This is a genomic window from Nocardia sp. NPDC102475 (assembly GCF_055584605.1).
Map to the genome: position 1 here is coordinate 32,558 of NZ_JBVJLS010000012.1, position 22,890 is coordinate 55,447.

The following is a 22,890-nucleotide window of genomic DNA, read 5'->3' on the forward strand; positions in this document are numbered from 1 at the left end:
GCCGCCCGACCACCACCCCTCGAGGAATCGCTACGCGATGCAAACCCTGATAGGAGAAACGAGTGTCCACTTCACAATTCCCGGCACTGTCGCGGCGCGGATTCATCGGCCTGGCCGGTGCGCTTGCGGCGGGTACCGCACTGACCGCATGTGCGGGGAGCGGCGGTGGCGGCAAGCAGTCCGGTGACGCCAACACCATCACCTTCTGGTCGAATCACCCTGGCACCTCGAAGGAACTCGAGGCCGAGCTGATCAACCGGTTCCAGGCGAAGTATCCGGATCTGAAGGTCAATCTGGTCGACGCGGGTAAGAACTACGAGGAGGTGTCGCAGAAGTTCAATGCGGCGCTATCCGGCGGTGAGCTGCCCGATGTCGTTGTGCTGTCGGATGTCTGGTGGTTCAACTACGCGCTCAACGGCACCATCGAACCGCTCGATTCGCACTTCGCCGACGCGGGGGTCAAGCTCGATGACTACGTCGATTCGCTGGCCGCCGACTACGTCTTCAACGGTAAGCACTACGCGCTGCCGTACGCGCGTTCGACGCCGCTGTTCTACTACAACAAGGATGTATGGGCGAAGGCCGGTCTGCCCGACCGCGGCCCGCAGAGCTGGCAGGAATTCGACGAATGGGGTCCGAAGATCCAGTCGGTGGTCGGCGACGGCAAGCTCGCGCACGGCTGGGGTGACGCCAAGAACTACCTGGCCTGGACCTTCCAGGGCCCGAACTGGACCTTCGGCGGCGCCTACTCGGACCAGTGGACGCTGAAGTTCACCGACCCCAAAACCATTGCGGCGGGCCAATTCCTGCGCGATATGATCCACACCAAGAAGTACGCGGGCATCAAACCGCAGATCGCCGTCGACTTCGGCACCGGCGTCATCGCCTCCACCATCGCCTCCACCGGTGATCTGCGGGGCATCCAGAAGAATGCCGAGGGCAAACTGCAATTCGGGACCGCATTCCTGCCGCATCCCAACGGCCCCGGTGTCACCACCGGCGGTGCCGGGCTGGCGATACCGTCGCGGATCTCGGATCAGCGGAAGGTGAACGCGCTGAAGTTCATCGAGTTCATCACCAATGGCGCGAATACCGCTTACTTCTCGCAGGGCACCGGTTACATGCCGGTGCGCAAGTCCGCGGTGACCGATCCGAGCGAGGTCGACTTCCTGGCGAAGAATCCGAATGCGAAGGTCGCCATCGAGCAGCTCGCGGTGACCAAATCGCAGGATTACGCGCGGGTCTTCGTGCCCGGCGGTGACCAGATCATCGGCACCGGACTGGAGCAGATCGGTCTGCAGAATGCCGATCCGGCAACGGCTTTCGCGAATGTCGCCAGTCAGCTGCAGACCATTATCGACCGGCAGATCACGCCGAAGCTGCCCAAGTAGTACCGACTAAGAGGGAGATCGACGCCGTGGCAACAGTGCACTTCGACGGGGTGACGCATCTGTATCCCGGTGCGCAGGCGCCCGCCGTCGACAACCTGGAGCTCGATATCGCCGACGGGGAATTCATCGTCCTCGTCGGCCCATCGGGTTGCGGCAAATCGACCAGTCTGCGGATGCTGGCCGGATTGGAATCCGTCGCGGCGGGTCGCATCCTGATCGGCGGTAAGGACGTCACCGGACTGCCGCCGCGTGCCCGCGATGTGGCGATGGTATTCCAGAGCTACGCGCTCTATCCGAATATGACGGTCGCGCAGAATATGGGCTTCGCACTGCGCAATGCCGGAATGAACAAGGCGGACACCGCGGTTCGGGTGCAGGAGGCGGCCAAGATGCTCGAACTCGAGCATCTGCTCGACCGCAAACCGGCGAAACTTTCCGGCGGACAACGCCAGCGCGTCGCGATGGGGCGCGCCATCGTGCGCCGACCCCAGGTCTTCTGCATGGACGAACCCCTGTCCAACCTGGATGCGAAACTGCGGGTGAGCACCCGCTCCCAGATCGCCGCGCTGCAGAAGCGTCTCGGCACCACCACCGTCTACGTCACCCACGACCAGGTCGAGGCCATGACAATGGGCGATCGGGTCGCGGTGCTGCGCGAAGGGAAACTCCAGCAGATCGCCAAACCCCGTGAGCTCTACGACGATCCGGTCAATACTTTCGTCGCGGGGTTCATCGGCTCACCCGGCATGAATCTGCTCGACGCCCCGGTTCGCGACGGTGCCGCCGTCCTTGGCGACCTGCGAATTCCCTTGCCCCGCACAGTAACCGGTGAGCGGGTCATTGTCGGTATCCGTCCGGAATCCTGGGAAACCACCACCGAGACCGATAACGGCCTCGCCGTGGCCGCGGAACTGCTCGAGGAACTCGGCGCCGAATCCTTCATCTACAGCCACGGCGTCACCGATGAATGGAACAGTCGCTCCGGCAAGGTGGTGGCCCGGGTGGACCGCCGCTTCCAAGTGGCACTCGGCGATCGCCTGCGCCTGCGCCCGAAACTCGACGAGATCTTCTTCTTCGACGGCGAAACCGAGGAACGCCTGCGCTGAGTGCCCGGCGTCCTCGGCTCGCCGCGTGCTCACCAGATCTTGACGCGCTGTGCGGGTTCCAGATACAGCTCGTCGCCCGGCTGCACATCGAAGGCCTCGTGGAAGCTGTCGATATTGCGAACCACCGCATTGCAACGGAACTCCGGCGGCGAATGCGGATCGGTGGCCAGGCGGCGAATGGCCTCCTCATTGCGGGCCTTGGTCCGCCACACCTGCGCCCAACCGTAGAAGACGCGCTGCAGACCGCTCAGTCCGTCGATGACCGGCGGCTCTTCGCCGCCGAGCGAGATCCGGTAGGCGGCCAGGGCAATGGACAGTCCACCCAGGTCACCGATGTTCTCGCCGATGGTGAATTCGCCGTTGACGGTGTGGTCGTCGGCCAGCGCCTTGGGTGAGAGCACGTTGTACTGGTCGATCAAAGCCTTTGTGCGCTTACCGAATTCGGTGCGATCGGCATCGGTCCACCAATCGATCATATTGCCGTCGCCGTCGTACTTGGCGCCCTGATCGTCGAAACCGTGGCCGATCTCGTGACCGATCACCGCGCCGATGCCCCCGTAGTTGGCGGCGTCGTCGGCGTGCATATCGAAGAACGGCGGCTGCAGAATGGCCGCGGGGAAGACGATTTCGTTCATGCCCGGGTTGTAGTAGGCGTTCACCGTCTGCGGGGTCATGAACCATTCGCCGCGATCGACCGGACCGCCGAGCTTGTTCAGATCGCGATCGTGTTCGGCGGCATAGCCGCGTCGGTAGTTGCCGACCAGATCGGACGGGACGATGACGATGGCGGAGTAGTCGCGCCACTTGTCCGGATAGCCGATCTTGGGGGTGAACTTCTCCAGTTTGGCCAGCGCGGCCGACCTGGTATCCGGCCCCATCCAGTCCAGCTCGGCGATATTGCGGCGGTATGCCTCCTGCAGATTGGCGACCAGCTCGACCATCCGCGCCTTGGCCTCCGGCGGAAAGTGTTCGCCGACATACAGTTTGCCGACCGCCTCACCGAGTAGATCCTGCACCAGCGAAACACCGCGCTTCCAGCGTTCCCGATTCTCCTGCGCGCCGGTCAGGGTGCGACCGTAGAAGTCGAAGTTCTCCTCGACGAGCGGATCGGTGAGATAGGCCGCCCGCGAACGCAACAGCCGCCAGATCGCCCACGCCTGCCAGTCGGCGAGCGGTTCGGCCGCCCAGGTCTGCGCGAAGGTGCGCACGTAATCCGGCTGGCGCACAACCACTTCGGCGAACAGTTCGGGACCCGACTTCGAGATACCCTCGGCGAGCGCGGCAGTCCAGGCGTGCCAATCGAATTCCGGATGCTCGGCGACCAGCGCGTCGTAGGTGGTGAGGTTGTAGCTCAACTCGGCATCGCGGCGGCGCACCACATCCCAATGCCCGGCCGCGAGCTTGCGCTCCAATTCGAAGATCCGCTGTCCGACCGTCGCCAGGTCGGCGGGCAGCAGCGCGGCGATCTGCGGTTCGGCGGCGGCCAGCGCGAACATCCGGCCGATGTGCTCGACATATCGGTCCCGGATCTCGGCGAATTCGTCCTGCCGGTAGTAGGACTCGTCGGGCAGCCCGATCCCGGACTGGGTGGCGTGCACCAGATACCGGTTGGAGTTCTTGTCGTCGGTGTCGACATAGAAACCGAGCGCGCCACCGACGCCGGTGCGCTGCAGGCGACCCAGTAGTGCGGCGAAGGCACTGCGATCGGCGACCTCGTGGATCTCGGTGAGTTCCCCCGCGATGGGCGCCAGCCCGAGCGAGGCCACCGTATCGGTGTCCATGAAGCTCGAGTAGAGATCGCCGATCTTGCGCGCATCACTGCCGTGCGGCGGCGCCGAGTCCGCGGCCTGCCGGATGATCGTCTGCACATCCAGCTCCGCCTGGTCGTACAGCGTCCGGAAGGCGCCGTCGACCGCACGATCCGCCGGTATCTCATAGGTATCCAGCCACGCGCCGTTGACATGGGCGAACAGATCGTCCTGAACGCGCACGGCGTGGTCGAGGTGGGAGAGATCGATACCGGAGGGACTGCTCAGATCGGAAGTCACGATGTCCAGTATGCAGAGATGGGGCGGAGGCTGCCGTCGCCGAGGTTGGCCCCGGCCGCGTCACGGCCGGGGCAGGCGGTCAGGCGGGCAGGATGATGCGATCGAACTCGCCGTCGCGCGCGCCGGCGATGAACGCATCCCACTCTTCGGGGGTGTAGGAGAGGGTGATATCGCCGTGGCGCAGGGTAGCGCTGCCGTCGGCGCAAGTTTGTGCGATCAACTCGTTATGCGATCGGCCGCTGTTGAGAAGGTTGATGAACGAGGTCCAGAGGCTCGCGGTGACGGTGATGATGGGCTCTTCAGCGGGGCGGTTGGCCGGGTTGCGGCGGTATTTGCTGTCACGGATGAGCACCGCGTCACCATCGAACCGGACTTCGACGCATTGATTGCCGTTGTTCGATCGACTCGACGTGAACCAGTCAGTGAAAACCGACCGGAGGGTAGCGGTGGTGGCCATGGGCAGGATTTTACACTCGTGCATACCTGCTGATCAGGGCCAATGATGCTGCACGATTCAACGATTGTTCCAGTGCGCGAACGTAAGCGAAGCTCAAATCGCGCACCTGTTCCGGATCGTCGACCGCGCCACCGAAGACCGCGCTCTCGGCCCACGCGAAGGTCGGCAGTTGTTCACCGGCGAAGTCGATCAGGTGGAAACTGGACCCGCCGAGCACCGCGCCCGCCCGAGCCGCGAACGGGATGACGCGCACCTCGATATTGTCGAGCTGCTCGATCGTCTTCGCCAGATACTCCAACTGTCCGCGCAGCACCTCCGGCCCACCGGTCTGCTGCAGCAGGGTGCCCTCGCCGATGACCGCGGTCAGTTCCACCCGGCCCTTGCCGCGCAACCGCTCTTGCCGCCGCATCCGAATGGCTACCAATTGCTCGACCTGAACCGGCCGGATCATCACATCGGCACTGATGAGCGCCCGCGCGTAGTCCTCGGACTGCAGCAGACCCGGGAAAACCAAGCTGTCATAACTGCGAATGCTCTGCGCGCCGAACTCCATGCCGTACAGCCGCTGCAGTTCCGGCCCGATCAGGGCCGACGATTTGGCCCACCAGCCGCGCTGCTTACTCGCCTCGAGCAGCGTCAGCAACTCCCCGCGTTCCTCGGCATCCACCTCGAGCAGTTCCAGTACCGGGCCGATGGTGTTCGTGGTGAGTACGCGTCGCCCCTTCTCGACGTGCGACCAGTTCGCCGGGGTGAAGCCGACCCGCTTGGCGAAGGTGGCCGAATCGAAGCCGCGCTGTTCGCGCAATTCGCGCAGGCGCAGCACCAGCTCCCAGCGAGCAACGGTCGGGGAAACGGGCGCCATGGCCCGAGATCGTACGCCGGAAATTTACCCGGCGTGTGACTATTGTCAAGGAACTTGTGCGGGTCTAGTGTCGATTTCAGCGGCAACTTCGGTTTTTACGTCGATCCACTCAAAGTCGAGGCGAGGTTCGTCATGAGTACGTCGCGAATGGAATCGGGTAGCTACCTGGCAGCCCAGGATTTCGCGGCGGCCCAGGACGCCTTGGCGCGATGTCGCCGCTATCGCAAGGACAACGGTCTCTACGGGGTCGTCGATCCGGGACTCGGGCGAATTCTGTTGGAAGTCGGCGCCGTCGGCGCGGTCGTCATGCCCGCCGTACTCGGCAAGCGGGTGCGCGCCTACCTGCTGGCCAATTACGGGCGGACCGGACCGATCATCGCGCATCCGCGCTCCAGCCGTTGGTCCTTCCTGACCGGTCCGACCGATAGCTCGTACCTGGATATGACGCTGTTCCCGGAGTTGTTCCGGGTCTGCGCCTCGGTGGCGCTGCCGGGCACCCGGATCGTGCTGCCCTCACCGACCGATGAGCTCAGCGGCTACCGGATCTGGATCGCACCACCCGAGGGCGACTACCGCCCCGAACTCGGCGATGTCATCGCCGCCACCCGGACGTGCGCGAACAGCAGCGGCCGGTCGGTCGTCAAGGGCATCAAGGGTGTCGTCACGGGGTCGGGCGCGGAGTGAGCGTCACGCTGAAGCTCTGCTCGATGCTGTGCTCCCATTTGTCCCGGCACTCGTTTTGTTTGGTCTGATCGTCGCCCGCCTTCTGAAGACAGTCCAGATAGTCCTTGCCGCCGGAGTCGACGAAGAAGCTCCAGCCGACGATGCTGAGCACGACCGCGGCGACCAGCGCGAGCACACCCAGGATCAATCCGGTGACCGCCATGCCGGTGCCGCCCGCACTGCCGGAACGAATCTTGACCAGCGCGATGATGCCGAAGATCAGCGCGAAGAAGCCGAACAGATAACCGCCGATCAGCGTCCAGAAGCTCAGGAAGCCGAGGATGCCGAGCACCAGTGCGGTGATCGCCATACCCTTGCGCTTGGGAGATTCCTGCCAATAGTTCGGCTGCCCCTGACCCGGTGGCGGCGGGTACTGACCCGGTGGCGGATATTGACCGGGCGGCGGATATTGCGCCATGGACTTCCTCTCAGCCGGTGCGCTTGCGCTGCAGTCGCCTTCTGATCGCACTCCCTCGGATGATGCCGAGGGGTTATTCCGAGCCGAGCCGCGCGTGCATCTCCCAGACCAGGATCTCCGCCGGCCCGTGGGCGGTCACCAGCTGCCCACCCGATCTGGTCAGGCGCACGGCGTCACCCGCGTACAACGGACCGACGCCCTCCATCTCCACCTCGCCCCTTGCGACGAACAGATGCAGGTACGGCGCGTCGGGTAGGTCGATCGCCTGCTCGGTTTCCCCGCTGTCCGCCAACCGCGCCACATGCATCGCCGAATGGCTGCTACCGATGGCGATCGCGGTCCGATCGCGATAGCGCGGCAGGCCGGAGGCCACGGTCACCAGGCCGCCGCGGGCCAATTCGTCGTCGATCTCGAGCTGCTGATATCCGGGCTCCGAGCCCGGTTCGTCCGGCACCACCCACATCTGCACGAAATGGACCGGCTGGTCATGTTCGGTGCCGTGGTCCAGCCGCCAGGAGTCGTTCTTCTCCGAATGCAGAATTCCGGTGCCCGCGCTCATCCGCTGTGCCAGGCCGGGATAGATGACGCCGCTGTGCCCGAGCGAATCCTGGTGCACCAGCGAGCCGCCGAGCACCCAGGTCACGATCTCCATATCCCGGTGCGGATGGGTTTCGAAGCCCTGACCAGGGGAAACAATATCTTCGTTATTGACGAGCAGCAGCCCGTGATGGGTGTTGTCGGGATCGTAGTGCTCCCCGAAGGAGAACGAGTGCTTCGAATCCAGCCAGGACACGCGCGTTTTCATGCGATCGCCGCCGCGATGGACATCGATGTGTGGTGTCGTGAGTGTGGACATCATGGTCCTCCTCTCGGGACCGTGCACCGATCACCTTTCAGGGTAGGAGCACTTACGACGTGGTACTCCGAATTCCTAGTAAATTGTCCTGCACTCGGCATTTTACGCGAGCTGATCTTCGCGAGTGACGTGCAAGGAGTCACTCGCGGCTGCGGGTGAACGGCAGGTGAGCAGTACCGACCGGTTAGTCGTGTCGCCGGTCGGCACGGCCCGCCAGCACCCGACGGGGGCTGTACGCGCGCACGGCGGATTCGTAACATCATGTGCCACAACGAAATCGGAGGTGACGAACGGATGCGAACCGAGGTGCTCGCACGCATCGAGCAGCAACTCCGCGATGCGGCAGAGCGCGACGGGATCAGCGATTTCGTCGTCGGTGTCGCGGTATTCCGCGATCGCAAACTCCTGGTAGTGCGCCGCGTACCCGACGATTACCACGGCGGCATGTACGAACTGCCCGGTGGCGGAGTCGAATCCGGGGAGACCCTGGCCGAATGCGTGGTACGGGAACTGTTCGAGGAGACCGGGCTGCGGGTGCGCGCCATCACCGAGTTCCTCGGCGACTTCGACTACGCCACCAGGACCAAGCCCCGAGTGCGCAAGTACAGCTTCATCGTCGAGGTGGAGCCCGGCGAGGTCGCGCTGGCCCCGGGCGAACACGACGCCTTCGCCTGGATCGATGCCGCGACATTGGCGGATCTGCCGATGGCGCCCGATATGCGCGAGGCGGTCAGTGCACTGATCGCGGACGGGATTCACTGATCGAGCGATGGCCGCGGGGCAGGTAGCCTCTGGGCGTGTCTACTGGTCGCCCCGACGGCAACACTCCCGCGGACGCGCGGCCGGTTTCGCTACAGACGGCGCTGCGCGAGAGTCCCGGCGTGTTGCGTTTGGCGCTGATCCGCTTTACCGGTCAGTTCGGTGACGGCATGTTCCAGGCGGCGCTGTCCGGCGCCATTCTTTTCAACCCGGAACGAGAGACCGATCCGCTCGCCATCGCGGCCGCGTTCGCGGTACTGCTGCTGCCGTACTCGCTGATCGGGCCGTATGCCGGTGCGCTGCTGGACCGCTGGGATCGGCGAGCGGTGCTGCTGGTCGCCAACATGCTGCGGGCGGTGCTGATCGGTGCGGTGAGCGTCGGGCTGTTGACGGGCAGCAGTGAGACGCCGTTGTTGTTGCTCGCACTTGCCGTGGTCGGGGTCAGCAGGTTCGTGCTCTCGGGCGTGTCGGCTGCGTTGCCCCGAGTGCTCGACCAACACTGGCTGGTGCCCGCGAATTCGGTGCTGGCCACGGTGGCGTCCGGATGTGCCGGTATCGGCGCCGCGGCGGCGGTCGCGATCATCGGTTTGATCGGCGCGGGCGATTTTGCCTCGGCGGTCGCGGTGGCGATCAGTGCCGTGTGGTCGGTCTGCGGTGCGGTATTCGCGGCCGGATTCGGGGCCGGAGTGCTCGGTCCGGAGCCGGGGACCGCGACGCGCGACAGTGCGGTGCGAGCGATCGCGACCGGTCTGCGTCACGGTGCGGCCGCGGTCTGGGGAGCGGTTCAGGTCACCACCGCGATGATCGGCATCGGCACACATCGGATCGTATTCGGCACCAATACGCTGATCATGGTGCTGGTGCTGCGGCAGGCGCCCGTCGACGGCGGCGGCGCGAATACCGGACTGACCCGGTTCGGGCTCGCCATCGGCTGTACCGCCGCCGGGATGTTGGTGGCGGCAGTCGTCGCACCGGTATTGATTCCGCGGCTCGGCCGCTCGCGCACGGTGGTCCTCGGGCTGTTGACCGCGACCGTGGTGCAGTTGGCGCTGGTCACCCCGACCGCGATCGCGACGGCGGGGACCGCGGCGCATCGGGCGCATCAATTGCTGCTGGCCGCGGCATTCCTGTTCGGGCTCGCGGGGCAGACCATCAAACTGACCGGCGACGCGACCATGCAGATCGATATCGATGACACCAGGCGCGGTCAGGTATTCGCACTGCAGGACACCGTATTCAATATCGCGTTCGTGCTGGCGATCGCACTCACCGCGTCGGTGATACCGGCGGATGGGCGCTCTATCGGCGTGGTGCTGGCGGGCGCCGGAATCTATTGCGCCGGAATAGTGGCCATTGCCGTCAACAGTCGGCGGGTGCCGGTTACTCGTTGAACGGCATTGCCAGAGAGGTGGATTCATCGCCCGACCAGGTCCGGTGATCCCGAAGCGCGGCGACATGTTCGAACGGAGCTTGCGGATCGAACCAGCGCGAATCCCGCGTCGGCTCATCGTGATTCGACAAGCCCGCGCCGAATTGGTCGGCGGCGAGATGATCCGGCTCGGGCTCGGTCCGCTCGATCCAGGCCAGGTGTTCGCTGTCCGCATCGGCCGGGCTGCCGGTGATCTGGTGATTCCAGGTGCCGTTGCCGGTCGGATCGGTGAAGAAATGGTCGAGTACGCCGTCGTCGTCGAGATCCAGCCCGGCCACATCGGCAATGCCGGTGCCGTGCGAATCCCACAGCACGTCATCGACCAGGCCGTCGCCGTCGAAGTCGAGTCCCACCGCATCGCCGATGCCCGACCCGGATAGATCCAGATCCGTCTGGCTGGTCCAGACGTGCACCGTGCCGTCACCGGTTCCGAACACGTACTCGATCTCGTTCATATCTGGTTGGACGCGAGTGCGCCCCATCCGGTTCCACCGTTCGCGCGATTCGGTCGGGTAAGTTGATCTCCTATCGACCCGAATCGACAGGGAGTCAACAACGGATGGGATTTCGGCCGAGCTGTGCGCCCACAATCCTCGGCGCGCTGCTCGCCGGAGCGCTGACCGTACCGACGCCCGTCGCGCAGGCCGCGCAGCATCCGTGGGCCCCGCCGCCGGTGAACAGTTGTGGCGAGATCGGATTCGACCCGTTGAACCGGGCGCCGGACCCGAACGCACCGCCGCCTCCGCCGCTGCCCCCTTTGCCGCCGCAGATCGATATCCCGGTACCGGTTCCCGAGATCACGCCGGTTCCGGTCCCTGATCCGCCGCCGGACAACACTCGGATCGATCCGGAACCGCTGCCCGCCGACCCGTGCCGCAACCCGTGCCCGGATATTCGGGACACACCGAAGCCGTCGGATCCCGCCACCGATCCGGAACCGGAAGGCGCGCCCGGCACCGGGTCCAGCTCCGGTTCCGGACCCGGCTCGAGCTCCGGTTCGAGTTCGGGTTCCGGCTCGATCCGCCTGCCGCGCATAGAGTTCCGTCCGGAGATCGAACCCATTCCGATCCCGGTGCCCGGCCCCGACGGAATCGAACCGCAACCCGCGCCGCCGCCGATCGTGCACCCGGCCGAACCCGGACCGCTGACCGCCGCCATCGCCCCGCCGCTGGTGGAATCGGTGGATCTGGTCGGTCAGGTGACCGGGCACGGTTCGGCGAACCGCACCGATATGCGCTGGCAGGTCGACGGCACCGATCTCGGCATCATGTGGGAGACCAAACCGGGCGAGATCGCCGTGGCCTTCGGCGACACCTTCGGCGACGGCTGGACCAGTGGCGGGGTGGGCGGGCCCGACTGGCGCAGCAATGTGCTCGGCTACAGCACCGACCACGATCTCGCCGACGGACTCGGCATCGACACCATGGTGCAGGACAGCCGCTGTCACGCCACCGAACTGCTGCCCAGCCGCAAGATCAAGAACTGGGAGACGACCACCATCCCGACCTCCGGGTTCGCGATCGGGCAGCGCCAGTTCATGAGCTATATGTCGGTGAACCACTGGAGCCGCATCCCCGGCCTGTGGTCGACCAATTACGGCGGACTCGCGTACTCCGACGACAACGGCCGCACCTGGGTCAAGGATCAGCATGCCCGATGGGACAACTTCTTCGGACTCGGCCGGTTCCAGGTGGCGGCCATGGTGCCGCAGGGCGATTACGTCTATATGTTCGGCACGCCCAACGGGCGGGTCGGCATGATCGGCCTGGCCAGGGTGCCGAAGACCGAGGTGCTGAACAAATCGGCCTACCAGTACTGGGTGGGCGGCACCTGGGCACCTGCGGCCGAAAACCAGGCCACGCCTTTGGTTCTCGGTATGGCAAGCGAGCTGTCGGTGCGCTTCGACAAGGACACCGAACAGTGGCAGATGGTCTATCTGGATTCGGCGCGCGGTGCGATCGTGGTGCGCACCGCGGCGAGCCCGCAGGGCGCCTGGACCGATGGTGTCGGGCTGGTATCAACCGACGACTATCCGAAGGCCTACGGCGGTTTCATCCATCCGTGGTCGACCAGCGAGGATCTGTACTTCACCATCTCGGCGTGGGATACCTACAACGTGTACCTCATGCACGCGAAACTCGATCCGCCGCACTGATCGCGCTCGGATCCGCGCCGACGGTGATTCGGTATGGTGCGCATGTGATCGACCAGCGCATACGTATTTCGCACGGATGGCTCCGGTGACGAGCGAGACACCGGGCTGGCAGTTCTGGATCGATCGGGGCGGCACATTTACCGATGTGGTGGCCCGTCGACCAGACGGCAAACTCGTCACGCACAAGCTGCTCTCGGAGAATCCGGCGCGCTATGCCGACTCCGCGGTGGCGGGCATTCGCGAAATCCTCGCCGACGCGGGCGGCGCCGCCGATATAGACGCCGTCCGGATGGGCACAACGGTCGCGACCAACGCACTGCTCGAGCGCAAGGGCGAACGGACCGTGCTGGTCATCACCCGCGGCTTCCGCGACGCACTGCGCATCGCCTATCAGAATCGGCCGCAGATCTTCGCGCGCGAGATCGTGCTGCCGGAGTTGTTGCACGAGCATGTGATCGAGGTGGACGAGCGCGTCACGGCGGATGGGACGGTGCTGACTCCGCCGGATCTCGACGCACTGGCAGCTGAACTGAAGCCGTTGTACGACAGCGGTATCCGCGCCGTCGCCGTCGTCTGCATGCATTCGCATCTGTATCCCGAACACGAAAAGGTGATCGGCCGGGTCGCCCGCGAGATCGGATTTCCGCAGATCTCGCTGTCCAGCGAGGTGAGCCCGCTGATGAAGCTGGTGCCGCGCGGGGACACCACGGTGGTGGATGCCTATCTCTCACCGGTGCTGCGCCGCTACGTCCAGCAGGTCGCCGACCAGCTCACCGGTGTGCGGCTGATGTTCATGCAGTCCAATGGCGGACTCACCGAGGCCGGACAGTTCCGCGGTAAGGACGCCATTCTGTCCGGTCCGGCGGGCGGCATCGTGGGCATGGTGCGGATGTCCGAACTCGCCGGATTCGACCGGGTCATCGGCTTCGATATGGGTGGAACCTCCACGGACGTATCACATTTCGCGGGCGAGTACGAGCGGGTGTTCATCACGCAGATCGCCGGTGTCCGGTTGCGCGCGCCGATGCTCGATATCCATACCGTGGCGGCGGGTGGCGGTTCGATCCTGCACTTCGACGGCAGCCGCTACCGCGTCGGACCCGATTCCGCGGGTGCGGCACCCGGACCGGCCTGTTATCGCGGCGGCGGGCCGCTGACGGTCACCGATGCCAATGTGATGCTCGGCCGCATCCAATCCGAGCATTTCCCAAGGGTTTTCGGGCCGGATGGCAACGAACCGCTCGATGATGCGCTGGTGCGCAGCCGATTCGCGGAACTGGCCGCCGAAATCGCGGAGCGCACCGGTGACGATCGCACACCGGAGCAGGTCGCCGAGGGATATCTCGAAATCGCGGTCGCCAATATCGCCGCCGCCATCAAGCGGATCTCGGTGCAGAAGGGCCACGATGTGACCCGCTACGCGCTGACCACCTTCGGCGGCGCGGGCGGCCAACTCGCCTGCAAGGTGGCCGATTCCCTCGGCATTCGCACCGTTGTGGTGCCGCCGATGGCCGGTGTGCTCTCGGCCCTCGGTATCGGTCTCGCCGATACCACTGCGATGCGCGAGCGTTCGGTGGAGTTGCCGCTGCACGAGGAGTCGATGGACCGCGTCGGTGAGATCGCCGACGATCTGGAGGCCGTCGCTCGCGCCGAACTTCTCGGTGAGGACGTACCCGTGCACCGGGTGCGTATCGCGCGGCGCGCCCAGCTGCGCTACGACGGCACCGACACCACGCTCACCGTCGAACTCACCGAACCGGCGCAGATGGCAACGGATTTCGTCGAACGTCACCGCGGCACCTACTCCTTCGTGCTGGACCGCCCGATCGTGATCGAGGCGCTTTCGGTCGAGGCGACCGGGCTCACCGAACCACCCGATCTCGCCGACCTGGCCGGGCCGCGCGTAGCCACCAGCGAGCCGGAGTCGGTACAACTGCACACCGGTGGCGCTCGGCGTGAGGTATTCCTTTATAAGCGTGCGGAATTGGTGCCGAAGAAGGCGGTGCTCGGGCCCGCGATCATCACCGAGGCCAATTCCACCACGGTCGTCGACGACGGCTGGCAGGCCGTGGTGAACGACCTCGGACATCTGATCATGGAACGGGTCGCGGCGGTGGCCGGGCCAGAGGCGGGCACCGAAGCGGATCCGGTGCTGCTGGAGGTCTTCAACAATCTGTTCATGTCCATCGCCGAGCAGATGGGCGCGCGGCTGGAGTCGACCGCACAGTCGGTCAATATCAAAGAGCGCCTGGACTTCTCGTGCGCGCTCTTCGATCCCAACGGCAATCTCGTCGCCAATGCGCCGCATATTCCGGTCCATCTCGGATCGATGGGCACCAGCGTCAAGGAAGTCATCCGGCGCAGGCAGGCCGGGGGCATGCGCCCCGGCGACACCTATGCCGTCAACGATCCCTACCACGGCGGCACCCATCTGCCAGACGTCACGGTGATCACGCCGGTATTCGACACCGCGGGCGCCGAGATCCTCTTCTATGTCGCCTCGCGCGGCCACCACGCCGAGATCGGTGGTATCGCGCCCGGTTCGATGCCGGCGAACAGCCGTCGCATCGAGGAGGAGGGGGTCATCTTCGACAACTGGCTGCTCGTCGAGGACGGCCGGTTCCGCGAGGACGAGACGCTGCGCTTGCTCACCGATGCGCCGTACCCGTCCCGCAATCCGGCCACCAATCTCGCCGATCTGCGCGCCCAGATCGCCGCCAATGCCAAGGGCGTCGATGAAGTCCGGAAGATGATCGAGCACTTCGGGCTCGATGTCGTCGAGGCGTATATGCGGCATGTGCAAGACAATGCGGAGGAATCGGTGCGGCGCGTCATCGATGCGCTAGACGACGGCGACTACTCTTATGCGACCGATCTGGGGGCGACCATTCGCGTTCGGGTCACGGTGGATCGGGAAAACCGCAGCGCCACCATCGATTTCAGTGGTACATCGGGGCAGCTCGACGGTAACTTCAACGCGCCCTATGCCGTTGCGAACGCGGCCGTCCTGTATGTGTTCCGGACGCTGGTCGCCGACGATATCCCGCTCAACGACGGCTGCCTGCGACCATTGCGAATCATCGTGCCGCCCGGTTCGATGCTCGCACCCGAACCGCCCGCCGCGGTCGTCGCGGGCAATGTGGAAACCTCCCAGGCGATTACCGGCGCGCTGTACGCGGCGCTCGGGGTGCAGGCCGAGGGGTCGGGCACGATGAACAACATCACCTTCGGCAATGATCGCAGCCAGTACTACGAGACGATCGGATCCGGATCGGGCGCAGGCGACGGTTTCGACGGCGCTCCGGTGGTCCAGACCCATATGACCAACTCCCGGCTCACCGATCCGGAGGTACTGGAGTGGCGGCTGCCGGTGCTGCTCGAGGAGTTCTCGGTACGCGCGGGGAGCGGAGGCACCGGTCGGTGGCGCGGTGGCGACGGTGCGGTGCGTCGGCTGCGATTCACCGAACCGGTGACGGTCTCGACGCTGTCGAGTCATCGCCGGGTGCCGCCGTACGGCATGGCGGGCGGCGCGCCCGGAGCCCTCGGCCGAAACCGGATCGAGCGTGCCGATGGCACGGTGCAGGACCTGAGCGGGGCGGATTCGGCGCATCTCGACCCCGGAGATGTGCTGGTCATCGAGACGCCCGGCGGCGGCGGGTACGGGAACTGATCACGTCCGGCGCGGTGCCCTGGCATGCTTTCGATAGTGAGGTGGATCACATTCGAATGTGTCACGTCGGAGTGGGGTCAGCTGTCTGATGGCCATGAACGACACCAAGAACGTATTGCTGGCCGGGGCGAGCGGAGTGCTGGGCAGCCACATCACCACCGCGCTCCGGCAGTCCGGCTATACCGTCATTTCGCTGTCCCGCGGCGCCGGGGCCGATGTCCAGGCCGATCTGATGAATCGCGACCAGCTGCTGCGCGCGGTCGAGGGCCGCACCGTCGACACCGTGGTGCACGCGGCGACGGCGCTGCGCAAGGCGCCGATGCGGCACAAGGATATGTACGCGACCAATGCGCTGCGGATCACCGGCACCGCCAACCTGCTGGAGGCCGCACGCGCCGTCGGTGCCCGGCGGGTCATCGCCGAATCCGTGGTCTTCGGTTACGGCTACGGCGATTTCGGCGATCACGTGCTCACCGAGGACAACGCCTTCGCGCCGACCGGCGACAAGGCGGTGGAACCCCACCTCGAAGGCATGCGGGTCAAGGAAGAGCTGATGCTGAATGCCGATGGGCTCGAAGGCATCTCATTGCGCTACGGGCTGTTCTACGGCGCGGGCGGCACGGAGACCATAGTCGAGATGCTGCGCAAGCGGCAGCTACCCGTGGTGAACGATCACGGACGGGTGCTGCCGTGGATCAATCTGGCCGATGCGGGTGCGGCGGTGGCCCTGGCCGTCGAAGGCGGAAAGCCCGGTGCCGCATACAACATCGTGGACGACGCCCCGCTCAGCTTCAGCGGACACGTCCGGCTGGTCGCCGAAACCTTCGGCACACCAAAGCCGTTCACGCTGCCCGCCTGGATGATGCGGCCCATGTCGTACGCCTACCGCATGACACAGGCCGATATGCGAGTGTCCAACGCCAAGGCGAAGGCGGAACTCGGTTGGCAGCCCCGCTACCCATCCTGCGCGGACGGCCTGCGTGCCTTGGCCGCCGACCAGCAGGTATAGAACCCTGATCTGAATACGCACAATTTGCCCACTTCGTCACACCCGCGAACGTGGTCGGGTGCGCCGACGCCAAGTACGCTCGGAGCAATCATGGCCACGTACTTCGATCCGACGTCATGGTCACCGATGCGGGCCGTCGACATGGGTAAACGCCTCTTCGATCAATCATTGCTCGAGCAATGGCTCGCCTACACCACCGCGTGGGTGGATCCATTGGCCGACTTCGGCGCGGGCACGGTGACCGCGCTCATGCCGGACGTGCTGATGACCGTGCTCAGCGAGGGCATTCTCAGCCGGTTCGGCGGCCAGGAGGTCAGCGCGACCCTGCTCGGCCACGATCTGCACGCGACCCTGCAGGTGCTGAAGGTGCGCAGACGCGGCGCGCATTTCCAGACCAAGACCGTGCTGTCCCGGCTGCGCTGGGACGACTACCCGATCGAACAGGTCACCGTGATCGCGCACGGCGTCCGGCTGGTGCCCGGCGTGCCGACGAAGGCGCGGGTGCAGCAGCTGGATCTGAACGGAACCCTCACCACCGAGGCGCTCGTCGGCTGGCTCGATACCCAGCAGCGCGACTGGAAACTCGACGTCGACGCGAGCGGATTGATCCGGGCGAAGAATCGAAAACGCCGAATCAGCGCGCTGGTGGAGGCGCAGGTCAGCGACAATCTGCTGACCGTCGATATCCACCGGGCGAACTGGCTGGGCATCCGGATCCCGCGCAAGCTGGTCACCGCGCCGGCGATCCTGCTGGATCGGCTACCGAACGACGCACGCATCGTGCACGCCACCCGCGAGGGCGATCTGGTCCGGTTCCGGGTGGAGCTGCCGGGGATCACCGGATCGTTCGATCTGGCACAGATCCGCTCGGCCATCGTGGCGGGCACCACGCTGATCATCTTCTGATCGACCGGCGAATTCCCTTTCAGACCTGGGCTTTCCACCATTCCAGCAGCGCCGCCTCGGCCTCGTCCCGGCCGAGCGGTCCGCGATCCAGGCGCAACTCCTTCAGGAACCGCCACGCCTTACCGACCTCCGGACCCGCGGGAATGCCGAGCAGTTCCATGATTGCGTTACCGTCCAGGTCCGGACGCACCCGATCCAGATCCTCCTGCTCCTGCAGTCTGGCGATCCGCGTCTCCAGCTCGTCATAGGTGCCCCGCAGCGCGGCGGCGCGGCGCTTATTGCGGGTGGTGCAGTCGGCGCGGACCAGTTTGTGCAGCCGAGGTAACAGGTCATCGGCATCGGTGACGTAGCGGCGCACCGCCGAATCGGTCCACTGTCCCTTGCCGTAGCCGTGAAAACGCAAGTGCAGGAACACCAGTCGCGCCACATCCTCGGTGAACTGCTTGGGGTACTTGAGCGCGCGCATCCGCTTGCGCACCATCTTCGCGCCGACCACCTCGTGGTGATGGAAGCTGACGCCGCCGCCCGGTTCATTGCGCTTGGTCTCGGGCTTGCCGATGTCGTGCAGCAGCGCCGCCCAGCGCAACACCAGATCCGGGTCGCCCTCTTCCAGGTCGATGGCCTGCTGTAACACGGTCAGCGAATGCCAGTAGACATCCTTGTGCTGGTGGTGCTCGTCGATCTCCAGCTTCATCGCGGGCACCTCGGGCAGCACCAGCTGGGCCAGGCCCGTCTCGCACATGACATTGATGCCGTCGATCGGATGCGCGGAGGCGATGAGCTTATCCAGCTCGGTGCGCACCCGCTCCGCGGTGATTCGCTCGATCTCACCCGCCATCGCGACGATCGCCACGCGCACCCGCGGCTCCAGTTCGAAGCCGAGCTGCGCGACGAAACGCGCCGCCCGTAGCATGCGCAACGGATCGTCGTTGAACGAATCCTCCGGCGCCGCAGGCGTATCCAGCACTCCGGCGAGCAGCGCGTCCATGCCGCCGAGCGGATCGACGAACTCCAGCGACCCGTCGGCCCCGATCTTCACCGCCATCGCATTGACCGTGAAATCGCGTCGCACCAGATCACCCTCGAGCGAATCACCGAAGGTGACCTCGGGATTGCGCGACACCCGGTCATAGGTATCGCTGCGGAAGGTGGTGATCTCCAATTGCTGATCGGCCTTCGACGCACTCACCGTGCCGAACGCCAACCCGCCGGTATCCCACAGATGATCGGCCCACCCACGCAACAACTCCTGCACCTGCTCGGGCCTGGCATCGGTGGTGAAATCCAGATCCGTCCCCAACCGCCCGAGCACCGCATCGCGCACACTGCCCCCGACCAGGTACAACTCATACCCCCGCGCGGCGAACAACTCGCCAAGCGGCGTCAACACATCGGACAACCGCCCCAGCGTGACCGCGGCCGCAGCCAGCAATCGGGTACGTCGATCCAACGCTGCATCCTCGGACTTGGGCGAAACCACGAAGTAGCAGCTTACCGAGCCCGCACAACCGATATTCCAGCGCAACCCGCGCAGCCGGACGGCCTGCGCATCTACCTCCGGACGACCAGCGCACCTGCCCTTATCCTGCGCACCTGCCTATATAGGGAAAGGCGTGAGCACAAGCCGAGCTGACAGCCCACGCAACCACAACGGAGCGAGTCTTACGAGCGACCCGTTCGCGGCCCGTCTCTCGGCCCCGAAGGCGCGGCCGTCGGACACAGCCGAGGCGTCGAAGTGCATACGACGTAGTCGTATGTCTCGACGGCTCGGACGCGAGACACCAGGGGGCCGCGAACACGCGGCGCCGAAGGCGTCGCCAAAAACAGAGCACACGCCGCGCCGGAGGGGCGGCAATTCAGCACAGTAGGATTGCGTGGTGTCTCCGGCCGATCGCGCGAACAGTCGACGCCGCCAGCCCCGGCGCCGCGGTTCGGCCGCCAACGCGGCGAAACCGCGCATGCGCACGGTACGGGAAACCTCGGCGGGTGGACTCGTCGTCGACGGGTTGGACGGGCCGAGCGATAAACGCAGTGCGGCGCTGATCGGGCGGACCGATCGGCGTGGCAGACTGCTCTGGTCGCTGCCCAAGGGACATATCGAAGAGGGGGAGACGCCCGAGCAGACCGCGATCCGAGAGGTCGCCGAGGAGACCGGAATCAATGGGATAGTGGTCGCCGAACTCGGCAGCATCGATTACTGGTTCGTCACCGAGGGTCGCCGGGTACACAAAACCGTGCATCATTATCTGCTGCGCTCCATCGGTGGTGAGCTCTCCGATGCCGACGTCGAGGTCACGCAGGTGGCGTGGGTTCCGTTGAGCGAATTGGATTCTCGGCTCGCCTATGCCGATGAGCGGCGCCTCGCCGAAGTGGCGAACCGGATGATCGACCGGATGGAGACCGGCAAGAGATGACCCAGACTTTCCGGCATCGCGCAGCGATTCCGTGGGGGGTGGTGGTCGGGCGACGGGCGGCCCTGTTCCGGATCATCGCGGCGGTCCTGACCATTCTCGGCTCGGCGACGGCGGTTCCGGTATTGCTCGCCCAGCCCGCTGCCGCCCAGCCGACGACGCCGAATAGTTCGTCGTCGCCGAAATTCCTGAAGCTGACCCTGGATTCGGTGAATCCGTCCGCGGTGACCACCACCAGCGATCCGACGCTGACGGTCGCGGGCACCGTCACCAATATCGGCGATCGGGTGGTCGAGGACATCAGTGTCCGCGTCCAACGCGCCGCCGCGGTGTCGGCACCGAGCGCGCTGCGCTCGACTCTGCGCTTGGACCAGGTCAACTACGACGTGACCGGTCCGTTCGAAGATGTCGCCGATCGTTTGAGTCCCGGCCAGCGCAAACAGTTCACGATCAGCATCGCCTTGCGCTCCGGCGGCGGTACGGCCGCGCTCGATATCACCAAGCCCGGCGTTTATCCGCTGCTGCTGAATGTCAACGGGGAACCGGCCTACGGCACCCAGGCCCGCCTCGACGACGCACGGTTCCTGCTCCCGGTGCTGGGTGTGCCGCCCGCGGTCGATATCAGCTCGCCGGTGCCCGCCGCGCCCGATACCCCGGTGGCGACGACGCTGCTGTGGCCGCTGGCCGACCGCCCTCGGCTGGTCGCCGGTGTCACCGGCCCGCTCAACGGAAAGGCCGAGCTCACCGACGACGAACTGGCCGCATCGCTGGGTAAGGGCGGGCGTCTGGACCAATTGCTCGGCGCCTTGGAATCGGTGCTGGGCACCAACCCGGCCAGTCGCGATCGCACGCTGAACTCGGCGGTCTGCATCGCGATCGATCCCGATCTGCTGATCACCGCACAGGTGATGACCAAGGGTTATCGCGTACTGGCCAGCCCATCCGATCCGGACGGTGCGACCAGGGCAGGCACCGGTGCCGATCAGGCCCAGACCTGGCTGGACCGGTTGCGCGCGGTCGCCGCATCGACCTGCACGGTCGCACTGCCGTTCGCACAGGTCGATATCACGGCACTGGCCGCGGTCAACGATGCCGAACTGTCCACGCGAGCGTTGAACGACCCCGCCGATATCGTCGATTCGATTCTGGCCACCAAATCGGTGCGCGGGGTCAGCGTGCCGGATTCCGGCAGTATCGATGAGAGCGCGGGAATGTTGTTGCGCGGCCACGGTTTCGGGACCGCGGTACTGGCCGATAACGCCGCCGTACCGCTCGGCACTGCCGGTACCTCGACGGATTCGCAGCCGATCACCACCGGACGCGGCGGCGCCGGTAATCAGAGCACCGCCAACCAGACCACCTCGAGTCAGCCGCTGCCGGAGACGAGCACGCCGGATGTGGTCCGGCTGGCCGAGATCGCCCCGGTGCCCGTCACGCCGGAACCGACACCGGAACCGCAGATCAGCGCCACACCGACCACCTCCGCCACCAGCACGTCGGCCCCAACGACGAGTGCGGCGCCCTCCGGCGCCCAGACCCCGCCCGCCGATCCGGCACTGCACGCGGCGACCTTCGATATCTGGTCCGCGACCGCCCTCGCCGCCGTCGGCTCCAACCCGCCCACCCCGTCGTTCACCCCCGCACGCGTCCGCTACGACGTCACCAACGACTCCCGGATGGCCCGCCTGCAGGATGCGCTCGGCGCCATCACCTGGTCCGCGCTGAACCCGGACCCGAGCCGCCCGCGCTCACTGCTGCTGGTGCCGCCGCAGCAGTGGAGCGCGAACCGGGATGAAGCCACCGCGATCCTGAAGCAGGTCGACCTGCTACTGCACAACAACCTCGCGACCCCGCGCGCGCTCGCCGAACTGGTCGCCGAATCGCCCGACGCGCAGCCCCACGAACCCGACTATCTGCCGCAGGCCGCCCATGACGCGGTTCCGGACCGCTTCGTGCTCCCGGTCCGCGACCAGGGCCGCCGGATCACCGATCTCATGCGTTCGCTCGTCGAGGTGCCCGAGACGGAGCCAACGCCGAACCAATATCTGACCCCGCTTCGCGACGATCTGCTGCGTGTCCTGACCCTCTCGGACCGGCGCTCCGGTGATTCCGCACAGCCGGACACCTATGCCCAGCGCCGACTCGACCAGACGACACGCACACTGGACCGGCTCTACGGTTCGGTCACCGTGCTGCCGCCCGGCGGGGTGTACACCTTGGCCTCCGAACAGAGCCCGTTGCTATTGGTCGCACGCAACGATCTGCCGGTCGCTATCCGGGTCCGGTTCCGGATCGAGGCGCCGACCGAGACGAAGATCACCGATCCGGGCGAGGAGACGCTGCCGCCCACCGGAAGCCGATCGTTCCAGATCCCGACCGAGGTCACCGATAGCCGTAACCTGGTCATTCCGATCTCCCTTACCACGTCCGACGGTGTCCCACTCGGCAATCCCACCTCGGTCTCGGTGCGTTCGAACGCTTACGGTCAGACCTTGGCAATAATTACGGCGTGTGCCGGAATACTGCTGTTCCTGTTGGCCGGGCGGCGGTTGCTGCGTCGGTTCCGCGGACAGCCGGATCCGGCCGACGAGGGTTTCGATCCGGGCACCCGACGCCGGGTGAACAGGTACCGACGGGCGCGCAGGCGCGTATTACAGCAGCAGGAGCAGCAGGAGGCGGGATGAGGACGA

18 protein-coding genes are annotated in these 22,890 nt (G+C 65.7%); 11 read left to right on the forward strand and 7 right to left on the reverse strand.

The window, feature by feature from the left end; genetic code table 11:
* Window positions 1-62 precede the first annotated feature (62 nt).
* Window positions 63-1,391, forward strand: coding sequence for an ABC transporter substrate-binding protein (locus ACZ60G_RS21975; protein ID WP_465811899.1), 1,329 nt, complete (start codon window positions 63-65; stop codon window positions 1,389-1,391).
* Window positions 1,392-1,417: 26 nt separating this feature from the next.
* Window positions 1,418-2,497, forward strand: coding sequence for an ABC transporter ATP-binding protein (locus tag ACZ60G_RS21980; protein WP_465811900.1), 1,080 nt, complete (start codon window positions 1,418-1,420; stop codon window positions 2,495-2,497).
* A gap of 29 nt (window positions 2,498-2,526) precedes the next feature.
* Here ACZ60G_RS21980 and ACZ60G_RS21985 read toward each other — a convergent pair whose 3' ends face one another.
* The 3 genes from ACZ60G_RS21985 to ACZ60G_RS21995 all read right to left on the reverse strand — a co-directional run bounded on the left by ACZ60G_RS21985 (window position 2,527) and on the right by ACZ60G_RS21995 (window position 5,864).
* Window positions 2,527-4,545, reverse strand: a complete 2,019-nt coding sequence (locus ACZ60G_RS21985) for a M13 family metallopeptidase (RefSeq protein WP_465811901.1) — start codon at window positions 4,543-4,545, stop codon at window positions 2,527-2,529.
* A 79-nt stretch (window positions 4,546-4,624) separates the two neighbouring features.
* A complete protein-coding gene (locus ACZ60G_RS21990) occupies window positions 4,625-5,002 on the reverse strand; it encodes a DUF397 domain-containing protein (protein ID WP_040697841.1) in 378 nt (125 codons plus the stop codon).
* 10 nt (window positions 5,003-5,012) lie between these two features.
* Window positions 5,013-5,864, reverse strand: coding sequence for a Scr1 family TA system antitoxin-like transcriptional regulator (locus ACZ60G_RS21995; protein WP_387287026.1), 852 nt, complete (start codon window positions 5,862-5,864; stop codon window positions 5,013-5,015).
* 132 nt (window positions 5,865-5,996) lie between these two features.
* Between ACZ60G_RS21995 and ACZ60G_RS22000 the strand changes: the two genes are divergently transcribed.
* On the forward strand, window positions 5,997-6,548 hold the full coding sequence (locus ACZ60G_RS22000) for a hypothetical protein (protein ID WP_465811902.1): 552 nt from the start codon (window positions 5,997-5,999) through the stop codon (window positions 6,546-6,548).
* On the opposite strand, the gene ACZ60G_RS22005 is transcribed toward ACZ60G_RS22000, so the two are convergent.
* Both ACZ60G_RS22005 and ACZ60G_RS22010 read right to left on the reverse strand, forming a co-directional pair.
* Window positions 6,526-7,005, reverse strand: coding sequence for a DUF4190 domain-containing protein (locus tag ACZ60G_RS22005; RefSeq protein ID WP_465811903.1), 480 nt, complete (start codon window positions 7,003-7,005; stop codon window positions 6,526-6,528). The genes ACZ60G_RS22000 and ACZ60G_RS22005 overlap by 23 nt on opposite strands.
* A 73-nt stretch (window positions 7,006-7,078) precedes the next feature.
* Window positions 7,079-7,861, reverse strand: a complete 783-nt coding sequence (locus ACZ60G_RS22010; RefSeq protein WP_465812143.1) for a pirin family protein — start codon at window positions 7,859-7,861, stop codon at window positions 7,079-7,081.
* 294 nt (window positions 7,862-8,155) lie between these two features.
* On the opposite strand from ACZ60G_RS22010, the gene ACZ60G_RS22015 reads away from it, so the two are divergent.
* Both ACZ60G_RS22015 and ACZ60G_RS22020 read left to right on the forward strand, forming a co-directional pair.
* Window positions 8,156-8,623 (forward strand): NUDIX domain-containing protein, encoded by a 468-nt coding sequence (locus ACZ60G_RS22015; protein ID WP_465811904.1) that lies wholly within the window; start codon window positions 8,156-8,158, stop codon window positions 8,621-8,623.
* Between the two features lie 35 nt (window positions 8,624-8,658).
* Complete coding sequence (locus ACZ60G_RS22020; RefSeq protein ID WP_465811905.1) at window positions 8,659-10,011, forward strand: MFS transporter; 1,353 nt, start codon at window positions 8,659-8,661, stop codon at window positions 10,009-10,011.
* On the opposite strand, the gene ACZ60G_RS22025 is transcribed toward ACZ60G_RS22020, so the two are convergent.
* Window positions 10,001-10,531: a hypothetical protein gene (locus ACZ60G_RS22025; protein WP_465811906.1), complete on the reverse strand. Its 531-nt coding sequence runs from the start codon at window positions 10,529-10,531 to the stop codon at window positions 10,001-10,003. The two genes, ACZ60G_RS22020 and ACZ60G_RS22025, sit on opposite strands and share 11 nt — an antisense overlap.
* A gap of 77 nt (window positions 10,532-10,608) precedes the next feature.
* Here ACZ60G_RS22025 and ACZ60G_RS22030 point away from each other — a divergent pair, with 77 nt between their 5' ends.
* The 4 genes from ACZ60G_RS22030 to ACZ60G_RS22045 all read left to right on the forward strand — a co-directional run bounded on the left by ACZ60G_RS22030 (window position 10,609) and on the right by ACZ60G_RS22045 (window position 17,789).
* Window positions 10,609-12,204 (forward strand): DUF4185 domain-containing protein, encoded by a 1,596-nt coding sequence (locus tag ACZ60G_RS22030; protein ID WP_465811907.1) that lies wholly within the window; start codon window positions 10,609-10,611, stop codon window positions 12,202-12,204.
* Between the two features lie 76 nt (window positions 12,205-12,280).
* Window positions 12,281-15,874: a hydantoinase B/oxoprolinase family protein gene (locus ACZ60G_RS22035; RefSeq protein WP_465811908.1), complete on the forward strand. Its 3,594-nt coding sequence runs from the start codon at window positions 12,281-12,283 to the stop codon at window positions 15,872-15,874.
* 94 nt (window positions 15,875-15,968) lie between these two features.
* A complete protein-coding gene (locus ACZ60G_RS22040) occupies window positions 15,969-16,883 on the forward strand; it encodes an NAD-dependent epimerase/dehydratase family protein (RefSeq protein WP_465811909.1) in 915 nt (304 codons plus the stop codon).
* Window positions 16,884-16,973: 90 nt separating this feature from the next.
* Entirely contained in the window at window positions 16,974-17,789 is an 816-nt protein-coding gene (locus ACZ60G_RS22045; protein ID WP_465811910.1) for a hypothetical protein, read from the forward strand.
* A 19-nt stretch (window positions 17,790-17,808) separates the two neighbouring features.
* On the opposite strand, the gene ACZ60G_RS22050 is transcribed toward ACZ60G_RS22045, so the two are convergent.
* On the reverse strand, window positions 17,809-19,239 hold the full coding sequence (locus ACZ60G_RS22050) for a CCA tRNA nucleotidyltransferase (RefSeq protein WP_465811911.1): 1,431 nt from the start codon (window positions 19,237-19,239) through the stop codon (window positions 17,809-17,811).
* Between the two features lie 427 nt (window positions 19,240-19,666).
* Between ACZ60G_RS22050 and ACZ60G_RS22055 the strand changes: the two genes are divergently transcribed.
* Window positions 19,667-20,203: an NUDIX hydrolase gene (locus ACZ60G_RS22055; protein ID WP_062981726.1), complete on the forward strand. Its 537-nt coding sequence runs from the start codon at window positions 19,667-19,669 to the stop codon at window positions 20,201-20,203.
* Window positions 20,200-22,884, forward strand: a complete 2,685-nt coding sequence (locus ACZ60G_RS22060; RefSeq protein WP_465811912.1) for a DUF6049 family protein — start codon at window positions 20,200-20,202, stop codon at window positions 22,882-22,884. The genes ACZ60G_RS22055 and ACZ60G_RS22060 overlap by 4 nt, the downstream gene beginning before the upstream one ends.
* Window positions 22,885-22,890: the final 6 nt, after the last annotated feature.

Bases quoted from the DNA above. Each gene is read 5' to 3' on its own strand.
- ACZ60G_RS21990 (WP_040697841.1), bottom strand. From the start codon at position 5,002: ATGGCCACCACCGCTACCCTCCGGTCGGTTTTCACTGACTGGTTCACG.
- ACZ60G_RS21995 (WP_387287026.1), bottom strand. From the start codon at position 5,864: ATGGCGCCCGTTTCCCCGACCGTTGCTCGCTGGGAGCTGGTGCTGCGC.
- ACZ60G_RS22000 (WP_465811902.1), top strand. From the start codon at position 5,997: ATGAGTACGTCGCGAATGGAATCGGGTAGCTACCTGGCAGCCCAGGAT.
- ACZ60G_RS22005 (WP_465811903.1), bottom strand. From the start codon at position 7,005: ATGGCGCAATATCCGCCGCCCGGTCAATATCCGCCACCGGGTCAGTAC.
- ACZ60G_RS22010 (WP_465812143.1), bottom strand. From the start codon at position 7,861: ATGTCCACACTCACGACACCACACATCGATGTCCATCGCGGCGGCGAT.
- ACZ60G_RS22015 (WP_465811904.1), top strand. From the start codon at position 8,156: ATGCGAACCGAGGTGCTCGCACGCATCGAGCAGCAACTCCGCGATGCG.
- ACZ60G_RS22025 (WP_465811906.1), bottom strand. From the start codon at position 10,531: ATGGGGCGCACTCGCGTCCAACCAGATATGAACGAGATCGAGTACGTG.
- ACZ60G_RS22030 (WP_465811907.1), top strand. From the start codon at position 10,609: ATGGGATTTCGGCCGAGCTGTGCGCCCACAATCCTCGGCGCGCTGCTC.
- ACZ60G_RS22035 (WP_465811908.1), top strand. From the start codon at position 12,281: ATGGCTCCGGTGACGAGCGAGACACCGGGCTGGCAGTTCTGGATCGAT.
- ACZ60G_RS22040 (WP_465811909.1), top strand. From the start codon at position 15,969: ATGAACGACACCAAGAACGTATTGCTGGCCGGGGCGAGCGGAGTGCTG.
- ACZ60G_RS22045 (WP_465811910.1), top strand. From the start codon at position 16,974: ATGGCCACGTACTTCGATCCGACGTCATGGTCACCGATGCGGGCCGTC.
- ACZ60G_RS22060 (WP_465811912.1), top strand. From the start codon at position 20,200: ATGACCCAGACTTTCCGGCATCGCGCAGCGATTCCGTGGGGGGTGGTG.